The following is an 18089-nucleotide window of genomic DNA, read 5'->3' as shown; positions in this document are numbered from 1 at the left end:
CCCGCCCTGCTCACTCGGCGTCCACTCTGCTCACTCGGCACCCGCCCTGCTCACTCGGCGTCCTCCACGGTCTCTCCGGGCAGCGGAGCGATCTCCGCCGGCCGTTCCTCCGGCTGCCGCCGCGTGACCGGGTGCGGCGGTTCCTCGCGTACGCCCCACACCAGGTAGACCGGGTTCGTGGCCGCGAAGCGGTGCACGTCGCCCGGCATCGGCGTGAGCCGGCTCGCCTGTAGATGAACGGCGTCGGCGACGAGCCCCTCGGCGCGCAGGGCGTCCAGCGTCGGGCGCACCCGTTCCACCGCGATCAGGGCGACCACCACGGACCGCAGGGCCCGCGCGGCGCACGCCCGGACGACCTCCGGGCCGCCGCCGCCCACGAAGACCGCGTCCGGCTCCGGCAGGTGGTCAAGGGCGCCGGGTGCCTCGCCCCGCGAAACCGCGACCTTGAGCCCGTAGGCGCGCACGTTGGCACGTATGAGCTCGCACAACGCTTCATCCCGTTCGAGCGCGACGACGGCGGCGCCGAAGCGGGCACATTCGATGGCCACCGAACCGCTCCCCGCGCCCACGTCCCACACCAGGTCACCGACCCGTGGGCCCAGCTTCGCCAGCGCGAGCGCACGCACCTCCGGCTTGGTGATGAGCGAGGCGCGGTGCCCGAACGCCTCCTCGGGAAGGCCCCAGCCCACCGGCCCGGCAGGCGGGCCCGCGAGCCAGCCGCGCTCGCCGACGGCCCGCCGGGAGTCGAGCACGAGCACCACGTTCGGGTCGCGCCAGGGCCGCGTCGAGGCCTCCGCGGGCCGGACGTGCACCACCCGCTCGTCCGGACCGCCCAGGTCCTCGCAGACGACGAACGAGCGCGGCGTCTGCGGGAACAGCTCCCGCGCCAGCTCGGCCGGCCCCGACCCCGGCGCGGTCAACACCGCCACCTTCGGGAACGCACGGCACACGTTCACGGCCCGCCGCAGCTCGCGCCCGTGCGCGGACACCACCACCGCGTCGTCCCAGGGCAGCCCGGCCCGTGCGAACGCCTGCGCCACCGACGACACCGCCGGGATCACCAGCGGCGTGTGCCCGCGCTCGCGCAGCGCCCGCACGATCCCGAAGAAGCCCGGATCGCCGCTCGCCAAGACCACCACGCCGCCGTCCACCGCGTCACCTTGGGTCACCGCGTCGATCTCGTCGAGGGCGGCCGTCACGTTGCCCATCACGATGGTCCGGGCGTCCGGCGGCACGGCGTCGTCGGCGCGCACGGCGTCCAGATGCCGCGCACCGCCCACGACCAGCACCGCCCGCGCGAGGCGTTCGCGCGCCGCGCCCGCGAGGGGCGTCCCGTCGTACCCGACCACCGTGATCATGTCAGCGCGCCATCCGGCCGTACATGCCGACCATGCGCTCGCCGGTGAAGTCGACGAGCACGACCTGCGCGGCCAGCTCGCCGCCCGCCTCCTGCGCCGCGAACCGCTCCAGCACGCCCGCGACGCGGCGGCACAGCTCGCGTCCGCAGGGGCCGAGGACGCCCGCGGCCTCCCACAGCTCGTACGCGTGGCGCGCGGTGTTGGCGCGGGCCACCTCGGCCGCGAGCTCGGCGGAGCCGCCCATGTCGGTGGTGATCTCGCCGAGCAGCTCGGTGTTGACCTTGGAACGGGTGTAGTGCGTCATCAGCACGCCCGCGGCGAGCTTGGTCAGCTTGCCCGCCATGCCGACGAAGACGACCTGCCGCAGGCCGTGCTCGACCGCGCGGCGCAGCGCCGCGCCGGTGAAGTCGCCGACCTCGACGAAGCACACGTCGGGAAGCTTGGGCAACATCTTCATGGCGCCCTTCTCCGTACGGCCGCCGGTGCACAGCACGAGCGTCGTCTCGCCCTGCGCCGCCATGACCGACACCGCCTGCTCCACACTGGCACGCCACGACGCGGTGGAGAACGGCCGGACGATGCCGGTGGTGCCGAGGATCGAGATGCCGCCGAGGATGCCCAGCCGCTTGTTGGTGGTCTTGCGCGCCATGACCTCGCCGCCGGGCACCGAGATGACGACCCGCAGGCCGCGCCCCGTCGCCGGGTCGGTGACGTCCGCGGCCTCCGGCGTCTCGGCGAGCGGCTCCTCGAAGACGGCCTCGGCGACCGCATGCGTGATCATCTTGCGCGGCACCGGGTTGATGGCGGGGCCGCCGAGCTCCAGGCCGAGACCCGGCCTGGTCACGACCCCGACGCCCTCGCCGCCGTCCAGCTCCAGCCCCGGCTCGTCCCGCCACCGCACGTCGGCCGTGATGTGCGCGCCGTGCGTGACGTCGGGGTCGTCGCCCGCGTCCTTGACGACCACGGCCCGCGCGCGGTCGCCCCGGGTGTCCACGACCGTCTCCTCGACCTTGAACGTCACGCGGTTGCCCGACGGCAGCGCGATCTCCACGTACCCCGGCAGGTCCTCGCCGCGCAGCAGCAGCGCGGCGGCCTTGGCCGCCGCCGACGCGCAGGAGCCGGTCGTCCAGCCGGTGCGCAGGGCCTTCTCCCGCACCTTCATCGTGCGCGGCAGATCGGGCTCGCGCAGCGGTGTCTCGGCAGTGCGCGGGGGCTCGCCGGTGTTCTGGGACTCGCCGGTGTTCTGGGACTCGCCGGTGTTCTGGGGATCTTCGGCCATCTGGTGCTCGCTTCCTCGTCGCGCCGTCAAGAAGAGCGACGAGCTTCGCGGAGGCCGCGGCGCGCCGCGGGCTCGGCACGCCGGAAACCGTGGAAGTGACCCGGGTGATAGAGATGCGACCGCGTGCCGCCCGCCGCCAGAGCCGGACCCACCAGGACGAGCGTGTGCTTCCACAGCTTGTGCGTCTTCACGGTCTCCGCCAGCTCGCCGAGGGCACAGCGCACGATCAGCTCGTCCGGCCACGTGCACTGGTACGCGACGACGCACGGGGTGTCTTCGGGGTAGCCGCCGTCGAGGAGTTCCTCCTGGAGCTGGCCCGAACGTGCCGCCGACAGGAAGAGCGCCATCGTCGTGCCGTGCCGGGCGAACTCGCGGACCTCCTCGCCCGGGGGCATGGGCGTCTTGCCGCCGCCGAGCCGGGTGAGGACGACCGACTGCGCCACCTCGGGGATCGTCAGCTCCCGTCCGACCGCCGCCGCGACCGCGCTGAAGCTGGAGACACCCGGCACGACCTCGACGTCCAGGCCCAGGTCGAGGCACCGGTCGAGCTGCTCCTGCAACGCGCCCCACAGCGCCGGGTCGCCCGAGTGGATGCGCGCGATGGTCAGTCCCTCGGCGACCGCGCGTTCGTAGTACGGCAGCACGCCCTCCATCGGCAGCCGGGCCGAGTCGACGATCTCCGCGTCCGCGCGGGCGTGCTGGAGCACGTCGGGGTGCACCAGGCTCGCCGCCCAGATCACCACGTCGGCTTCGCCGATCGCCTTCGCCGCCCGGAACGTCAGCAGGTCGGCGGCACCCGGCCCGGCGCCCACGAACAGCACGCGACCGGCCCCGGCGCCCGTCACGGTGCCGGCTTCCGTCTCCGTCACAGCTTGCCTCCTCGCGTCGTGCGGCGACCCGGCACGATCAGGGTCGAGAGGTAGGGCACGGCCCCGGTGATCTCCCGGGCGGGACGCACGTCCTCGCCTGCCAGGCCGAGCCGCGCCCCGTACACCGCTTCCTCCAGCCGTCCCGCGTCCTTGAGCACCTCGACGACCTCCGCCGCCACCGAGCCGAACTTGTAGGCGACGACCGTGTCAGCCGCATCCAGCGCGGTACGCAGACCCGCCGCCCCGCCCGTCAGAGGCACCAGCGCGAGCGACTCGGCGCCCTCGGTGAGGACGGTGCCGGAACGCGCGGCCAGATCCTGCATCGCGGTGATCCCGGGCACGGTCTCCACGACCGTGTCCGGGCGGCGCTCGCGGACGGTCTGCGCCAGGTAGGTGAACGTCGAGTACACGTTGGGATCGCCGATCGTGGCGAAGGCGACCGTGCGCGCGCCTTCCCCGAACGCCCGTACGACCCGTTCGGCGGCGCCGTCCCACGCGGCGGCGCGTCTCCCGGTCACGCCGCCCCGGTCGTTCAGCGCGAAGACGACGCGTTCGGCCTTGCCCGTGTACGCGCGGACGACCGACTCGGCGCGGCCCTCCTCGTCCAGCGCCATGACCGGCACCAGCACGACGTCGGCCTCCCGCAGCATCCGGACGGCCTTCGCGGTCACCAGCTCCGGGTCACCCGGGCCGACCCCGATCCCGACCAGCCTCGGCGCCCCGGCGTCGGACCGGTCGAGGTCGGTGGCGAGGAGGCTGAAGACGATCTGGTCGTGGTTGACGCCGCCGGCGCGTTCTCCGCCTCGCGCGACGCCCTCCCGGACGTAGCCCGCCTTCTCCGCGACGCGGACCGAGGCGTGGTTGCTCGTCATGGCGCGGAGCTCGACGCGGTGCAGGCCGCACTCACGCAGCGCCCACTCGGAGATCAGCTGGAGCGCCTCGGTCGCGTGACCGCGGCCGCGCGCTCCCGGGCGCATGCCGTAGCCGACCTCACAGGTCAGCTGTGACCAGTCCACCCGGAAGAGCCCGATGGTGCCGGCGAAGGCGCCGCTCTCGCGGTCGAGCACCGCGAGGTGGATCGCGAGGCCGTAGCGCTGCGGCTGGTGGACGCCGGTGTTCAGCCACCAGGCCAGCCGTTCGGCGTCGAGCTCGCGCGGGAAGTTGTCCGGGAGGAAGTCCTCTCCGGCGCGGATGATCTCTATGAGCGCGGCGCCGTCGTCGATCGAGAACGGCCTCAGCTCGACCCGTTCGCCGCGCAGCAGGACGGGGCCGCGAAACGTGCTCTCGCTCATCGGCAGGCCTCCGTGAATCGGCGTGCGAAGCCGGGCGCTCCGGCCCAGTGCAGGTGCAGGTACGAGGCGACGCATCTGCCCTGGACGAAGCCCGCCGGGCCGTCGGTGGACCACTGCCAGGCGGCCGTCGTACCGTGCGCCGGGTCGGTCACGGTCCGGTGGAACTCGTGCCCGTGCACTCGTTCGCCCGCACGGGCCACGACGGAGTCGGACACCGCCACGGCGGCGCGGTAGCCGAGCGTCAGCCGTTCGGCCATGGTCGCGGTCACGTCCGCCAGCACGCCGCACATCGGCTTGCCGTCGAGCTCGCGGGCCAGGTAGAGCAGACCGGCGCACTCGGCGTAGACCGGGCCTGCGAACGCGGCGACCTCCTTGCGGAGCGGCTCGTTGGCCGACAGCTCCGCCGCGTACACCTCGGGGAAGCCGCCGCCGATCACGATGCCCCGCGTTCCCTCGGGCAGGTGTTCGTCGCGCAGCGGATCGAAGCGGACGACCTCGGCTCCCGCCGCCGCGAGCAGCTCCTCGTTCTCGGCGTACCCGAACGTGAACGCCGAGCCGCCCGCCACCGCCACCCGCACTGCCGCAGCCGCGCCCGTGCCCGTAGCGGCGGCCGGGTCGGGCGCGGCGGGCGCGGCGGGCGACCAGGGCTCGGCGGACAACGCCGGGGCGCTGCGCGCCAGTGCCAGGATCGCGTCCAGGTCACACGACGCGGCGATGAGCGCGCCCAGGCGTTCGACGGTGGCCACGGCCTCGGCGCTGCGCTCGGCGACCGGGACGAGCCCGAGATGGCGGGACGGCTTGGCGATGTCGTCATGCCTGCGGAGCGCGCCCAGCACGGGGACGCCGAGCTCCTCGACGGCCTCGCGGCACAGGCGTTCGTGGCCGTCCGACCCGATCCGGTTGAGGATCACGCCGCCCAGCCGCACCTTCTCGCCGTACGAGCGGAAGCCGTGCACGGTCGCCGCCACCGAACGCCCCGCGGCCGCCGCGTCCACGACGAGGATCACCGGCGCGTCGATCAGCCTCGCCACATGCGCGGTCGAGGCGAAGTCACCGGCGCCCGACGCACCGTCGTACAGGCCCATGACACCCTCGATCACGGCCACGTCGCAGGCGGCGGCACCGTGCCGGAAGAGAGGCGCGATCAGGTCCTCCGACGTCAGCCACGGATCGAGGTTGCGGCCGGGACGGCCCGTGGCGAGCGCATGGTAGCCGGGATCGATGTAGTCCGGCCCGACCTTGTGCGGCGAGACCGCCAGGCCGCGCGCCGCGAAGGCCGCCATGAGCCCGGTGGCCACGGTCGTCTTGCCGCTCCCGGACGCGGGCGCGGCCACGGCGACACGGGGAACGGTCACCACTCGATGCCCTTCTGGCCCTTCTGGCCACGGTCCATGGGGTGCTTCACCTTGCCCATCTCCGTCACGAGATCGGCGAACTCCACCAGCCGCGGGTCCGCGTCCCGGCCGGTGATGACGACGTGCTGCGCGCCCGGCCGAGCCCGCAGGGCCGCGATGACGTCCTCGACGTCCACCCAGCCCCACTTCATGGGATAGGTGAACTCGTCCAGCACATAGAACCGGTAGGTCTCGGCCGCCAGATCACGCTTGATCTGCTCCCAGCCCTCGCGGGCGTCGGCCTCGTGGTCCTCCTCCGTCCCCGGCCGCTGGATCCACGACCAGCCCTCGCCCATCTTGTTCCAGGTCACCGGGCCGCCCTCGCCCGTCTCACGAAAGATCCTGTCGAGCCCGTGCAGCGCCTTCTCTTCACCGATGCGCCACTTGGCCGACTTGACGAACTGGAACACCCCGACGGGCCAGCCCTGGTTCCAGGCGCGCAGCGCCAGCCCGAACGCGGCGGTCGACTTGCCCTTGCCCGGACCGGTGTGGACGATCACCAGCGGCCGGTTGCGGCGCTCGCGCGTCGTCAACCCGTCGTCCGGTACGTACTCCGGCTTGCCCTGCGGCATCTCACGCAGTCCTTTCCTTGCCCGTCCGCCATCCCGCGTCGGGCGGCGCCGCCCTCCGTGCCGAACGGACGACACCGGCGAGCGAGTCCGCGGCCAGCTCGTCCAGCCGGACGACCTCGGCGCCGAGGTGACCGGCCAGCCGCCCCGACAGGCCGAGCCGTACCGGTCCGGACTCGCAGTCCACCACGACCGACGCCACGCCGTTGAGCGGTCCGGCGACGGCCGCCGGATCGGGCCCGTGGGTGGCGCGGCCGTCGGTCACGACCACGAGCAGCGGGCGGCGCGCCGGATCGCGCAGCCGCTCGACGCGCAGCACCTCCGCGGCGCGCAGGAGCCCGGCGGCCAGCGGGGTACGGCCGCCGGTCGGGAGCCGTTCCAGCCGCCGTGCGCCGGCCTCGACCGACGAGGTCGGCGGCAGCGCCAGCTCGGCGCCGGTTCCCCGGAACGTGATGAGCCCGACCTTGTCACGCCGCTGGTAGGCGTCCAGCAGCAGGCTCAGGACCGCGCCCTTGACCGCGCGCATCCGCTGCCGCGCCGCCATCGAGCCGCTCGCGTCCACGACGAACAGCACCAGATTGCCCTCGCGCCCGTCCCGTACCGCCTCACGCAGGTCACCGGCCCTGACGACGAGCCCGGGACCGCTGCGGCCACGGGCGCGCTGGTGCGGCGCGGCGGCGCGCAGGGTCGCGGCCAGGTGCAGGCCGCGTGATCCGGGCTGGGCGCCTGACACACGGCCGTACGGACTCCGTGCCTTGGAACGGCGGCCTGGCGCGCCCATGCCCGTCCCCGGAACGGTGAAGAGCCGGGGCTTGTACGCGGCGTCAGCGGGCGCGGGCTCGGACTCGTTCGCTGCCGGAGCGGGCTCGTTCGCCGCCGGAGCCTGTCCGTCCGCCGGCCGTTGCTCATGCTCGCCGTCGGACGCCTGCGCCGGGGAGGGTCCGTCACCGTCCTCGGGAGGCGGCGCGCCGCCCGGCCCGCCGGGGTCATCATCCGGTGGCTCAGGCTCGTCCTGCTCATCGTGCTCATCGAGGACGTCGTCGAGCTTCTGCCGGTCCAGGCCGGGGGCGTCGAACGGGTCGCGGCGGCGGCGGTGCGGCAGGGCGAGACGCGCGGCCGTCCGCACGTCCTCGGAGGTGACCTCGGTCCGGTCGTGCCAGGCGGCCAGCGCGATCGCGGCGCGCGCGGTCACGAGGTCGGCGCGCAGGCCGTCCACCTCGAACGCGGCGCACACGGCCGTGATCTGGCGGAGGGCCGCGTCGGTCAGCACGACCCCCGCGAGCCTCCCCCGCGCGGCGGCGATCCGCCCGGCCAGTTCCGCCTCGGCCTCGGCCCAGCCCGCGGCGAAACCCGCCGGGTCGTCCTCGAACCGCAACCGGCGGCGGACGACCTCGGCGCGCTCCTCGGGATCGCGCGTGGCCGCCACCTCCACCGTCAGCCCGAACCGGTCGAGCAGCTGTGGCCGCAGCTCGCCCTCCTCCGGGTTCATGGTGCCGACGAGGAGGAACCGTGCCGCGTGCCGCACGGAGACGCCCTCGCGCTCGACGTACGACTCGCCCATCGCGGCGGCGTCGAGGAGCAGATCGACCAGGTGGTCGTGCAGCAGGTTGACCTCGTCGACATAGAGCACGCCGCGGTGCGCTGCCGCCAGGAGCCCGGGCTCGAAGGCCTTCACGCCCTCGGTCAGGGCCCGTTCGATGTCGAGGGAGCCGGTGAGCCGGTCCTCCGACGCGCCGACCGGCAGCTCGACCAACCGCGCGGGCCGGGCCTCCGGCACCGGACCGCCGGCATGCGCGCCGCCTGCGTGCGCGCCGTCGGGGCACTCCGGATCGGGATCGGCCGGGTCGCACGAGAAGCGGCAGCCGGGCACGACGTCCACCGGCGGCAGCAGCCCGGCGAGGGCGCGGACGATCGTCGACTTGGCGGTGCCCTTCTCGCCGCGGACCAGGACGCCGCCCACGCCCGGCGAGACCGCGTTGACCAGCAGGGCCAGCTTGAGGTCGTCCATGCCGACGACGGCGGAGAACGGGTACCGGGCACCGGCGTTCGCACGGCGGCTCATCGGCGCATCAGGCCGTGGCGGCCCGTCCGGCCCGTCCGGCCGTGCCGGTGCGTCAGGCAGGGTGACATGCCTCATCGTCCTTCCCCTCGGGTGTCCACGCCCGTGGTGGTCTGGTCCGACGGCCGGAGTCTCCTGGCTCCCGGATCATCGCTCCCCCTCAGCCTTCCAGCGTTGCCGCCGTGGCGCACGGAGAGGGAACTCCCCTGGTCACAGTTGCGGGACAGCCCCGGAATTGGCCTGCCGACAGGTCGGCACGGCCGCACCGGGTTCCTCCGCGTCCGTCGCAGGCCAAGGATGGCACACCCCCGGGGACCGCCCAAGTCGCGGCGGGACGGCGCGGCTATTGGCGCAGTGCCAATAACGTGTTCTACTGAGGTCATGCGACGAACCGATGGACTCCCGTTCCGGCCGGGCGACGTCTCGTGGACGATCATGCGGGAACCCGTGCTCGGCCTCGGCGCCGCGCCGACGCTCCTGCTGCAGGTGACGCATCCGCTCGTGGCCGCGGGGGTGGAGCAGTACTCCGACTTCGAGAACGACCCGTTCGCCCGGTTGTGGCGGACGGCCGACATCATGCTCAAGCTGTCCTTCGCCGAACCCGAGATCTCCGCCCGCCAATCGGCCAAGCTGCGCCGCATGCACGAACGTGTCGCCGGCGTCTCGGACGAGGGTGTCCGCTACCGGGCACTGGACCCCGACCTCCTGCTCTGGGTCTGGGCGACGCTGGTGCACAACGGGCTCGACCTGTACCAGCGCACGTTCGGCAGGCTTCCCGCGGGCGAACGCGAGCGCTTCTACCAGGAGCAGAAGCTGATCGCGTACGCGTGCGGGGTACCCGAGGGCCACTGCCCTGTTACCTACGAGGACTTCCGCGCTTACTTCGACCGGGTCGTCCGGGAGGAACTGCGCCCGACCACCGTCTCGGCCAAGCTGCTCGACACGAGCCGCGTACTGCCCATGCCGTGGCCGCTCGGCCCCGCCTACATCCGGCTCAACCTGCTCGCCGCCGGAGCTCTTCTGCCGCGCCCGCTGCGGCGTGAGCTGGACATCCCGTGGAGCCGGTCACGATCCCTCGCGTTCGCCTCGCTCATCAGGGCCAACAGAACGGCGGCCAAGGTCGTGCCGACGTCCGTACGGCACCGCCCAACCGACTATCTCGTGGCACGTGAGCGGCCCCTTCGGCTCTTCGGGCAGGCCCGGCGCCGGGCCGCATAGGCTGTGCGGGTGGCGCCTCCCTCTTCACGTCCGTCTCCAGGCCGTCCCGCCAGAGCGAGTTACCAGCGACTGCCCCGGGACGAACGGCGCGACCAGATCCTCGGTGTCGCACGCCGGATGTTCACGGAAGTGCCGTACGCCGACGTCTCCACCGCCGCGATCGCACGTGAGGCCGGCGTCCAGCGCGGCCTGATCCACTACTACTTCGGCACGAAGCGCGACCTCTTCCTGGAGGTCGTGCGCGACCTCACGGCCGGCTACGCGGGCCAGGCGCCGCCCGCCGACCCCACGATGTCGCTGGAGGAGACGGTCGGCCTGTGCGTGCGCCTGTTCCTGGACGCCGCCGAGAACAACGCCGACACCTGGCTCGCCGCCCTCGACGCGGAGGGCTTCGGCCAGGACCCCGAGCTCCGGCGCATCGTCAACAAGACCCGCGACCTCACGGTCGAGCACATGCTCGCGGTGCTCCACGTTCCCGAGCCCACCGACACACTGCGCGCCGTGCTCCGCACGTACTCCGGACTGGCCGAGGTGGCGACCCGCCAGTGGCTCCAGGAGAAGACCCTCAGCCGCGCCCAGGTCCACACGCTCCTGGCCGGTTCGCTGCTCGTCCTCGTCAGGGACATCGCGCCCGCCGTCGAGCAGACCTGAAACAAGCACGAGCAGACCTGAGCGCAAGCACGAGCACCCCTGAGCCCAGGCCGCCGCCTCAGGCGGCGTCGGGCTCGGGTGGCGCGTCGTCTGTCGTAGGTCTCGGCCCGGACGGGTCCAGGAACGTGGCGGCCCCGAAGGGCGCGGGGACCGCGAACCAGACCGCCTTGCCGGGGACCGGCGGCCCCAGCCGGGAAACGGTGTGGAGCACCCCCCAGCGGCCCTCCGAGAGCTCACGCACGATGCTGAGGCCTCGGCCGCAGTCGCCGGACGTCCACGAATAGCCGGGCAGGCGGGCGTCGGCGTTGCCGTCGAAGACCGCACAGCGGACCTCGCGGGTGACCGGCGGATCGGCCCTGCCCGCGGAGGGAACGTGGGTGGCCGACCGTTCCCCCAGATAGAGCCAGAGCTCGTGGGGGCCGTAGTCGGCCGCGTGCTGGTGCGCGTTGGTCACCAGTTCGCTCACCATCAGCCGGGCGTCGCCGACCGTGGCGCGGTCCACCCCGAAGGTGGTGAGCGCCTCGGCCAGCACCGACCGGGCGTACCCGGCGCAGCCGGGGCCTCGTGGGAGCGCCCAGACCCAGCCGGGCAGCTCGGTGTCATCGTCCGTGAACTCAGGCGAAGCCTTCACGGGTCCTCCCGCGTTACGTTGCGTATTGCGCAGCCGCGTACTGCTCCGTCACTTTCCGTCCCCGAACGGTCACGTTTTCAGCGTCGCGTGAGAATCTCATCCCCGCAACTCTCTTCGGAAGATTGCTCTTACCGGCTTCGCCAATCACGTTGTCCTGAACGGTCGGGATAGGGGACTCTCACCTTTATGACCTATCGGCCCACGGTGCGCGGCCGCCGGCTCGCACGGGAGCTTCGCAGGATGCGGGACGAGCAGGGACTCACCCTGCAGGACGTGGCGGACCGGCTCGGCTGGTCGCGGGCCACGGTCTCACGCCTGGAGACGGGGCAGACCAGGCCACGGCACGGCGACATAGCCGACATCCTCGACCTGTACGGCGTGCCCAGTCCCGATCGCGACGCCTACATCAACCTCGCCAAGGAGGCCGGCCATCGCGGCTGGTGGACCGCCTACGCGGACGTCTTCGCCGGCAGCTACGTGGCACTGGAGGACGAGGCGTCCCAGATCTGCTCGTGGGACGCCCAGCTCGTTCACGGCCTGTTGCAGACCGAGGACTACGCCCGCGCGGTCATCACCGCGGGACGGCTATTGCCGAGCCGTACCGAGATCGAGCGCCGCATCGCCGCCCGTAAGGCACGGCAGGCCCTGCTCGACCGCGCCAGCGCGCCGCGTCTGGACGTCATCCTCGACGAGGCGATCCTCTACCGCGCGATAGGCGGAAAGGCCGTCATGGAGGCGCAGCTCGAATCGCTGGCCGAGGCCTCCCGGCGCCCCCAGGTGACGGTCCGTTTGCTCCCGCGTGCGGCGGGTGAGCACGCCGGACTGGACGGGCGTTTCACGATCCTTTCGTTCCCGGACCCCGCCGACCCTGATATCGCCTACGTAGAGGGCACTATGGGTGACGTTTATCTCGAAAGCTCGGAGGCAATAGCCCAACACAGGGCCAGATTCGATCGAGTCACCGCGCTGGCCCTCACCCCGGAGGAGTCCGCACACCTCCTCCACGAGGCAGCAAGGAGCGGCAGCTCGTGAACCAGGTTCCCACCGAACTCGCCCTCGCCACCTGGCGCAAGTCCTCTCACAGCGGAAGCGGCGACCAGTGCGTCGAGATCGCCGCGCTGTCCGGCGGCCGCCGGGCGGTCCGCGACTCCAAGGACCCGGACGGTCCCGCGATGGTCCTCTCGGATACCGAGTGGACCAGGTTCGTCGGCACGATCTCGTAGCGACGATCCGCCGAGCGCGTCCGGCCCACCCTTCCGGCGATACTAGAACGTGTTCTAGTATCGCCGGTGCTTTCTCTTCCTGGAGGGTGACCCGTGACCGCAGAACTCAAGCTCGGCGTGAACGTCGGCTACTGGCAGCGCGACCCCGACGACCAGACCGAGACCGTCCTGGCGGCCGAGCGGCTCGGCTACGACTCGGTCTTCACCGCGGAGGCGTACGGCTCGGACGCCTTCACCCCGCTGACCTGGTACGCCGCCCGTACCTCGCGGATCAAGCTGGGCACCGCCGTGGCGCAGCTGTCGGCGCGCACCCCCACCGCGACCGCGATGCACGCGCTCACCCTCGACGCCCTGTCCGGCGGCCGGGTGATCCTGGGGCTGGGCGCGTCCGGCCCGCAGGTCGTGGAGGGCTGGTACGGCGTGCCGTTCCCCAAGCCGCTCGCCCGCACCCGCGAATACCTCGACATCGTCCGGCAGGTGTGGCGGCGCGAGGGCCCGGTGACGAACGAGGGCCCGCACTACCCGCTGCCCTATCCGGGAGGCGCGGGCCTCGGCAAGCCGCTCAAGTCGATCGTGCATCCCGTACGCCCGGAGATCCCCGTCTACCTGGGCGCCGAGGGGCCGAAGAACATCGCGCTCGCCGCCGGGCACACCCAGGGCTGGCTGCCGCTGTTCGTGGACCCCCGGCAGATCGACACGCTCTTCGGCGAGTCGCTCGCGGGCCGCCCGGACGGCTTCGAGATCGCCGCGACCGTCACCACCATCGTGAGCGACGACCTCGACGCGGCCCTGGAGTTCGCCAAGATCCCGCTCGCGTTCTACATCGGCGGGATGGGCGCGCGCGACCACAACTTCCACCTCGACATGATCGGCCGTCTCGGCTACGCCGAGCAGGCCGCACGGGTGCAGCGGCTGTTCCTGGACGGCCGCCGGAACGAGGCGATCAAGGCCGTGCCGGACGAGCTGGCCGACTCCATCTCGCTGCTCGGCCCGATCGGCCGCATCAAGGAGCGCCTGCGGCTGTGGCGCGCCAGCCCGGTCACGACGCTGCTCATCGCGGGCGTCCGGGACGAGCCCACGCTGCGCGACATCCGCGACCTCGTGCACGCCTGAGGGCGCCGCGGACGCCGGAAGCGATGCGGGCGTCACAAGCGATGTGGGGCGTCAGAAGGGGTGCGGGGCGATCTCGCCGCGCAGCGTGACCCACTGGGTCTCGGTGAACGCCTCAAGGTTGGCGTCCGGGCCGCCGAAGCGGGACCCGTTGCCCGAGGCGGCGAGCCCGCCGAAGGGCACGACCGGCTCGTCGTTCACCGTCTGGTCGTTGATGTGCACCAGGCCGGTCGGCACCGCGTCCGCCACGCGCATCGCCTCGCCGACGTCGCCGAGGATGCCCAGCGACAGGCCGTACTCGCTGTCGGCGGCCAGCGCGATCGCGTCGTCGACCGTACGGAACGGCACGACCGGCGCGACCGGGCCGAACACCTCCTGCGCGTAGGCGGGCATGTCCGGCGTGACCTCCGCCAGAACGGTCGGCCGGTAGAACAGGCCCTCGTGCGTGCCGCCCGCAGCCAGCCGCGCGCCCGCCGCGACCGTGTCGCGGACGAGCCGGTCGATGCGCTCCAGCTGTGACCGGTCGATGACGGGACCGAGCGCGACCTGACCGGAGGCCGGGTCACCGACCGGCAGCTTGCCGGCCTTCTCGGCGAGCACCGCCACGTACTCGTCGTGCAGGCTCTCGTGGACGAGCTGACGGCCGGTGGTCATGCAGATCTGGCCCTGGTGGAGGAACGAGCCCCACGCCCCGGCCGACGCCGCCCTCGCGACGTCGGCGCCGGGCAGCACGATGAGCGCGTTGTTGCCGCCGAGCTCCAGGTGGGCGCGTTTGAGCAGCCGCCCGCACGCCTCGCCGATCCGGCGGCCGGCGCTGGTCGAACCGGTGAACGAGACGACCCGTACCTCCGGCGCCGCGACGACGGCCTCACCCACGTCCACGCCGCCCGGCAGCAGGTGCAGCAGCCCGGCGGGCAGGCCCGCGTCCTCGAAGATCCGGGCGACGGTCACCCCGCCGGCGACGGCCGTCCGCAGATCGGGCTTGAGCAGCACCGCGTTCCCGAGCGCGAGGGCGGGCGCCACCGACCGCATCGCGAGGATCAGCGGGAAGTTGAACGGGGCGATCACGCTGACGACCCCGGCGGGGCGGCGGCGCGCCAGGCTCCAGCGAGGCTGTGCCGACGGCAGCACCAGGCCCTGCGGATGCGAGGCGAGGGCGGCCGCCTCGTAACACAGGCTCTCCGCGAAGTGCGTCTCCAGCTTCGCCTTGGGCGGGACCGATCCCGCCTCGCGCACGAGCCACTCCTCGATCTCTTCGGCGTGCCGCTCGAAGAGCCGCCCGGCGCGGCGCAGCACGGCGGCCCGTTCCTCGTAGGTCCTCGCCGCCCAGTCACGCTGCGCCGCCGCGGCCCGGGTCGCCGCGGCCGCGACGTCCGCGGTGGCGGCGCGGCCCAGGCCGCCGAGCGTGGCGCCGGTCGCCGGTTCGACGACGTCGTACGCGCCGTCCGCCGCGCCGGTCCACTCCCCGTTGAAGATCTTCCCGGTCCAGGTGCCGGAGTCGAGCAACGTCATGGTTCCTCCTCGGCGGATGCAGCGGACCCGGCGGGGTGGCGGCGGGTCCCACCGCGATCCTGACTCCGGAGGCGGCCACCAGGCCGCCGACCCTTCCGCCAGGTGGAAGGGTCGGGAGGTAAGGGGCGACTGGACGTCATCGCCCCATGACCTTACGTACGGGGAAGTTTCCAGCCGTCCGGTGCGCACCATAGGTTCACTTTGAGACCACCCCCGCGAGACCGGGGCATGGGGAGGGGCGGTCCGGATCCTGGCCGGGCCGCCTCTCCCCATGTCCGGACACGCGGACATGACCACCCCCGGCCACGCCCGACCGCCCCCGACCGCGCCCGACCGCCCCCGACCGCGCCCGACCGCCCCTGACCACCCGGACCACCCCCGGCCGTGCCGGGGACCTCAGGATGCGATGGAATGTCCGTGGACGTCCGGGTGCTACATCGGGTGTCCACACGACATGATCGACAAAAAGAGGGACATCCGATGTCCAGCCCGCAGGTCGCCGCCGCCAGGTTGCTCGTCCGCGCACTCGAAGCCGAGGGCGTGGAGTACGTCTTCGGCATCCCCGGCGAGGAGAACATCCACTTCGTCGACGCCATCAACGACTCCTCGATCCGCTACATCCTCGTCCGCCACGAGCAGGGCGCGGCGTTCATGGCCGAGATCTACGGCCGGCTCACCGGCAAGGCGGGCGTGGCCTCCGCGACACTCGGCCCCGGCGCGATCAACCTGCAGCTCGGCGTCGCCGACGCGACCACCAACAGCACGCCGGTCGTCGCCATCTCCGCCCAGGTCGGGCTCGACCGCATCTACAAGGAGTCGCACCAGATCGTCGACCTGGTGTCGCTCTTCCGGCCGATCACCAAATGGGCCGAGCTGGCACCGACCCCCGAGGCGCTCCCGGAGATGATCCGCAAGGCGTTCAAGACCGCCCAGACCGAGCGCCCGGGCGCGGTCTACCTGGCGATCCCGGAGGACGTCGAGGCCGCCGAGGTCTCCGCCGACCTCAAGCCGCTGCCCCTCAACGTCGTCCGCCCGCAGGAGCCCTCCCCCGCGCAGATCGCGCGTGCCGCCGACGTCATCGCGCTCGCCAGGCAGCCGATCGTGCTGGCCGGTCACGGCGCCACCCGGGCCCGGGCGAGCCAGGCGCTGATCCACTTCTCCGAGCAGCTCGGCCTGCCGGTCGCCACCACGTTCAACGGCAAGGGCGTCTTCCCCGACGACCACCGCAACGCGCTCGGCGCGGTCGGTTTCATGCGGCACGACTATGTCAACTTCGGCTTCGACGAGGCCGACGTCATCATCGCGGTCGGCTACGAGCTGCAGGAGTTCGACCCGGTCAAGGTCAACCCCAAGGTCGACAAGAAGATCATCCACATCCACCAGTTCCCGGCCGAGGTCGACGACCACTACCCGGTCGAGGTCGGCATCCAGGGCGACATCTCGCGGTCGTTGCGCGCGCTCGCCGAGTCGGTGCACCGCCGCTTCGACACGCTTCCATCGGGCACGGGCGGAACCGGCCGCAAGATCCGCGACCTGATGGCCGGGGAGCTTCGCGACGGCAGGTCCGAGAGCGGCTTCCCGCTGTCGCCGCGCCGCGTGGTCGCCGACATCCGCGAGGCCATGGGCCGCGAGGACATCGTGCTCGCTGACACCGGCGCGGTGAAGATGTGGATGGCCCGCATGTACCCGACGTACGAGCCCAACACGCTGCTGGTGTCCAACGGCCTGTCGTCGATGGGCTTCGCCGTGCCCGGCGCGCTCGCCGCCAAGCTGGCCCATCCCGACCGGCGCGTGCTGGCGGCCACCGGCGACGGCGCGTTCCTCATGAACTCCCAGGAACTGGAGACCGCCGTCCGCGAGAACATCCCGATCACGGTCCTCATCTGGGAGGACGACGCGTACGGGCTGATCGAGTGGAAGATGGACCTGGAGCTCGGCCGCAACTCCCACATCAAGTTCGGCAACCCGGACTTCGTGAAGTACGCCGAGAGCTTCGGCGCCAAGGGCTACCGGGTCACGGCCGCCGACGAGCTGCTGCCGACCCTGCAGAAGGCCCTGGCCGACGACGGCGTCTCGGTCATCACGGTTCCGGTCGACTACTCGCACAACCTCCGGCTGACCGACAAGCTCGGCGAGCTGACCGACGCGCTGTAAGAACGCGCTGTAAGAACCCGGGGAGTTAACGGCATGGATACACGCCGCCTCCGAGTCTGTACGGGAGGCGAACCCGTAGACCCGGAGGCGACGTGTACGACGACAACCCTCGTTCGTTCGTGAGCCGCGCACTGCGCTGGCTGACGACCAGGCCCGAGCACGACGACTGGCTCGATCCGGGCGCGGACGCGGACGCGACGGCCGACCTGACCGCCAGGATCGAGGCTCTCGAAGCCGAGCTCGCCGCCCTCACCCGGCAATACCCGCCGCCTTCCGGGCCGGTGCGCTGAGAAGGTCGTTCCAGGAGGCGAAGAGGCGGAGCGACTCGTCCTCGTACCGTGCCCTGAGCTCCTCGTTGTGCGCGAACACGTCCAGCTCGTTGGCGACGGTGAGCTCCGCGAAATCACGTCGCATCGGCCATGGCGGAACGACGACCGCCCTAGTGAAGCGATCACGGAAGTCCCCGTCGCGCAACCGCGGATACGAGAACTTGCGGTCACAGCTCGCGTAGAAGTAGACGAGTCGCTCCGCCTCTCCGCCGATCGCCGCCACAAGCTCCTCGCGTCTCGTCACGTCGCCCAGGGCAGTGGCGAAGCCGTCCGTTCCGTAGAACGCGTGGCACAGGCCCGCGGCCTGCAGAACGGGCCGTGCTCCCCACTGTTCGAGCAAGCCGCTCACTCGCCGCAGATGCGCCAGCAGGGTGCCGCCCGGGTGGGCTATCTCCGCGGCCCCGCGCTCTTCCAGCAACTCCAATGCTTCACGCACGCCGC

The 18089-nt window shown here is 72.4% G+C and carries 17 protein-coding genes and 1 riboswitch; of the genes, 7 read left to right on the top strand and 10 right to left on the bottom strand.

All coding sequences use genetic code 11. The annotated features are described in order from the left end of the window. Positions 1-50: 50 nt before the first annotated feature. Genes cbiE through ABD333_RS18065 form a run of 7 tightly spaced genes read right to left on the bottom strand, consistent with a single transcriptional unit; the run spans position 51 to position 8823 of the window. Positions 51-1358: a precorrin-6y C5,15-methyltransferase (decarboxylating) subunit CbiE gene (cbiE, locus tag ABD333_RS18095; protein WP_344542314.1), complete on the bottom strand. Its 1308-nt coding sequence runs from the start codon at positions 1356-1358 to the stop codon at positions 51-53. Between the two features lies 1 nt (position 1359). Next, positions 1360-2637, bottom strand: coding sequence for a cobalt-precorrin-5B (C(1))-methyltransferase (locus ABD333_RS18090; RefSeq protein ID WP_344542312.1), 1278 nt, complete (start codon positions 2635-2637; stop codon positions 1360-1362). Positions 2638-2663: 26 nt separating this feature from the next. Continuing rightward, positions 2664-3506 (bottom strand): precorrin-4 C(11)-methyltransferase, encoded by an 843-nt coding sequence (gene cobM / locus ABD333_RS18085; RefSeq protein WP_344542311.1) that lies wholly within the window; start codon positions 3504-3506, stop codon positions 2664-2666. After that, positions 3503-4798 (bottom strand): precorrin-2 C(20)-methyltransferase, encoded by a 1296-nt coding sequence (gene cobI, locus ABD333_RS18080; protein WP_344542309.1) that lies wholly within the window; start codon positions 4796-4798, stop codon positions 3503-3505. Before cobI ends, cobM begins: the two co-directional genes overlap by 4 nt. Beyond that, complete coding sequence (locus ABD333_RS18075) at positions 4795-6156, bottom strand: cobyrinic acid a,c-diamide synthase CobB (protein ID WP_344542308.1); 1362 nt, start codon at positions 6154-6156, stop codon at positions 4795-4797. Before ABD333_RS18075 ends, cobI begins: the two co-directional genes overlap by 4 nt. Next, entirely contained in the window at positions 6150-6764 is a 615-nt protein-coding gene (gene cobO, locus ABD333_RS18070; RefSeq protein WP_344542306.1) for a cob(I)yrinic acid a,c-diamide adenosyltransferase, read from the bottom strand. Before cobO ends, ABD333_RS18075 begins: the two co-directional genes overlap by 7 nt. 1 nt (position 6765) lies before the next feature. After that, the gene (locus ABD333_RS18065; protein WP_344542305.1) at positions 6766-8823 is read right to left on the bottom strand and encodes a putative cobaltochelatase; all 2058 of its coding nucleotides are present in this window, start codon (positions 8821-8823) and stop codon (positions 6766-6768) included. A gap of 125 nt (positions 8824-8948) precedes the next feature. Continuing rightward, a riboswitch (cobalamin riboswitch) is annotated at positions 8949-9096 on the bottom strand. Positions 9097-9201: 105 nt separating this feature from the next. On the opposite strand from ABD333_RS18065, the gene ABD333_RS18060 reads away from it, so the two are divergent. After that, complete coding sequence (locus ABD333_RS18060) at positions 9202-10038, top strand: oxygenase MpaB family protein (protein ID WP_344542304.1); 837 nt, start codon at positions 9202-9204, stop codon at positions 10036-10038. A gap of 3 nt (positions 10039-10041) precedes the next feature. After that, on the top strand, positions 10042-10689 hold the full coding sequence (locus ABD333_RS18055) for a TetR/AcrR family transcriptional regulator (RefSeq protein WP_344542302.1): 648 nt from the start codon (positions 10042-10044) through the stop codon (positions 10687-10689). A gap of 58 nt (positions 10690-10747) precedes the next feature. On the opposite strand, the gene ABD333_RS18050 is transcribed toward ABD333_RS18055, so the two are convergent. Further along, positions 10748-11320 carry an ATP-binding protein gene (locus ABD333_RS18050; protein ID WP_344542301.1) on the bottom strand — a complete coding sequence of 191 codons (573 nt, stop codon included), beginning with the start codon at positions 11318-11320 and terminating at the stop codon, positions 10748-10750. Positions 11321-11506: 186 nt separating this feature from the next. Between ABD333_RS18050 and ABD333_RS18045 the strand changes: the two genes are divergently transcribed. From ABD333_RS18045 to ABD333_RS18035, 3 genes are all read left to right on the top strand, one after another. Continuing rightward, on the top strand, positions 11507-12352 hold the full coding sequence (locus ABD333_RS18045; RefSeq protein WP_344542300.1) for a helix-turn-helix domain-containing protein: 846 nt from the start codon (positions 11507-11509) through the stop codon (positions 12350-12352). Beyond that, complete coding sequence (locus ABD333_RS18040) at positions 12349-12543, top strand: DUF397 domain-containing protein (protein ID WP_344542299.1); 195 nt, start codon at positions 12349-12351, stop codon at positions 12541-12543. Before ABD333_RS18045 ends, ABD333_RS18040 begins: the two co-directional genes overlap by 4 nt. A 93-nt stretch (positions 12544-12636) precedes the next feature. Beyond that, positions 12637-13656 (top strand): LLM class F420-dependent oxidoreductase, encoded by a 1020-nt coding sequence (locus ABD333_RS18035; protein WP_344542297.1) that lies wholly within the window; start codon positions 12637-12639, stop codon positions 13654-13656. Between the two features lie 51 nt (positions 13657-13707). On the opposite strand, the gene ABD333_RS18030 is transcribed toward ABD333_RS18035, so the two are convergent. Then, on the bottom strand, positions 13708-15165 hold the full coding sequence (locus ABD333_RS18030) for a benzaldehyde dehydrogenase (RefSeq protein WP_344542295.1): 1458 nt from the start codon (positions 15163-15165) through the stop codon (positions 13708-13710). A 480-nt stretch (positions 15166-15645) separates the two neighbouring features. On the opposite strand from ABD333_RS18030, the gene ABD333_RS18025 reads away from it, so the two are divergent. Next, complete coding sequence (locus ABD333_RS18025; RefSeq protein ID WP_344542294.1) at positions 15646-17319, top strand: acetolactate synthase large subunit; 1674 nt, start codon at positions 15646-15648, stop codon at positions 17317-17319. Between the two features lie 92 nt (positions 17320-17411). Next, the gene (locus tag ABD333_RS18020) at positions 17412-17609 is read left to right on the top strand and encodes a hypothetical protein (RefSeq protein WP_344542292.1); all 198 of its coding nucleotides are present in this window, start codon (positions 17412-17414) and stop codon (positions 17607-17609) included. On the opposite strand, the gene ABD333_RS18015 is transcribed toward ABD333_RS18020, so the two are convergent. Then, on the bottom strand, positions 17569-18084 hold the full coding sequence (locus tag ABD333_RS18015; protein ID WP_344542290.1) for a DUF6817 domain-containing protein: 516 nt from the start codon (positions 18082-18084) through the stop codon (positions 17569-17571). The genes ABD333_RS18020 and ABD333_RS18015 overlap by 41 nt on opposite strands. Between the last annotated feature and the right edge of the window lie 5 nt (positions 18085-18089).

It is taken from the genome of Actinomadura fulvescens (assembly GCF_039533225.1).
Classification (GTDB): Bacteria; Actinomycetota; Actinomycetes; order Streptosporangiales; family Streptosporangiaceae; genus Spirillospora; species Spirillospora fulvescens.
The sequence above is the reverse complement of the archived record's forward strand: the minus strand, read 5'-3'. Positions and strand labels throughout refer to the sequence as shown.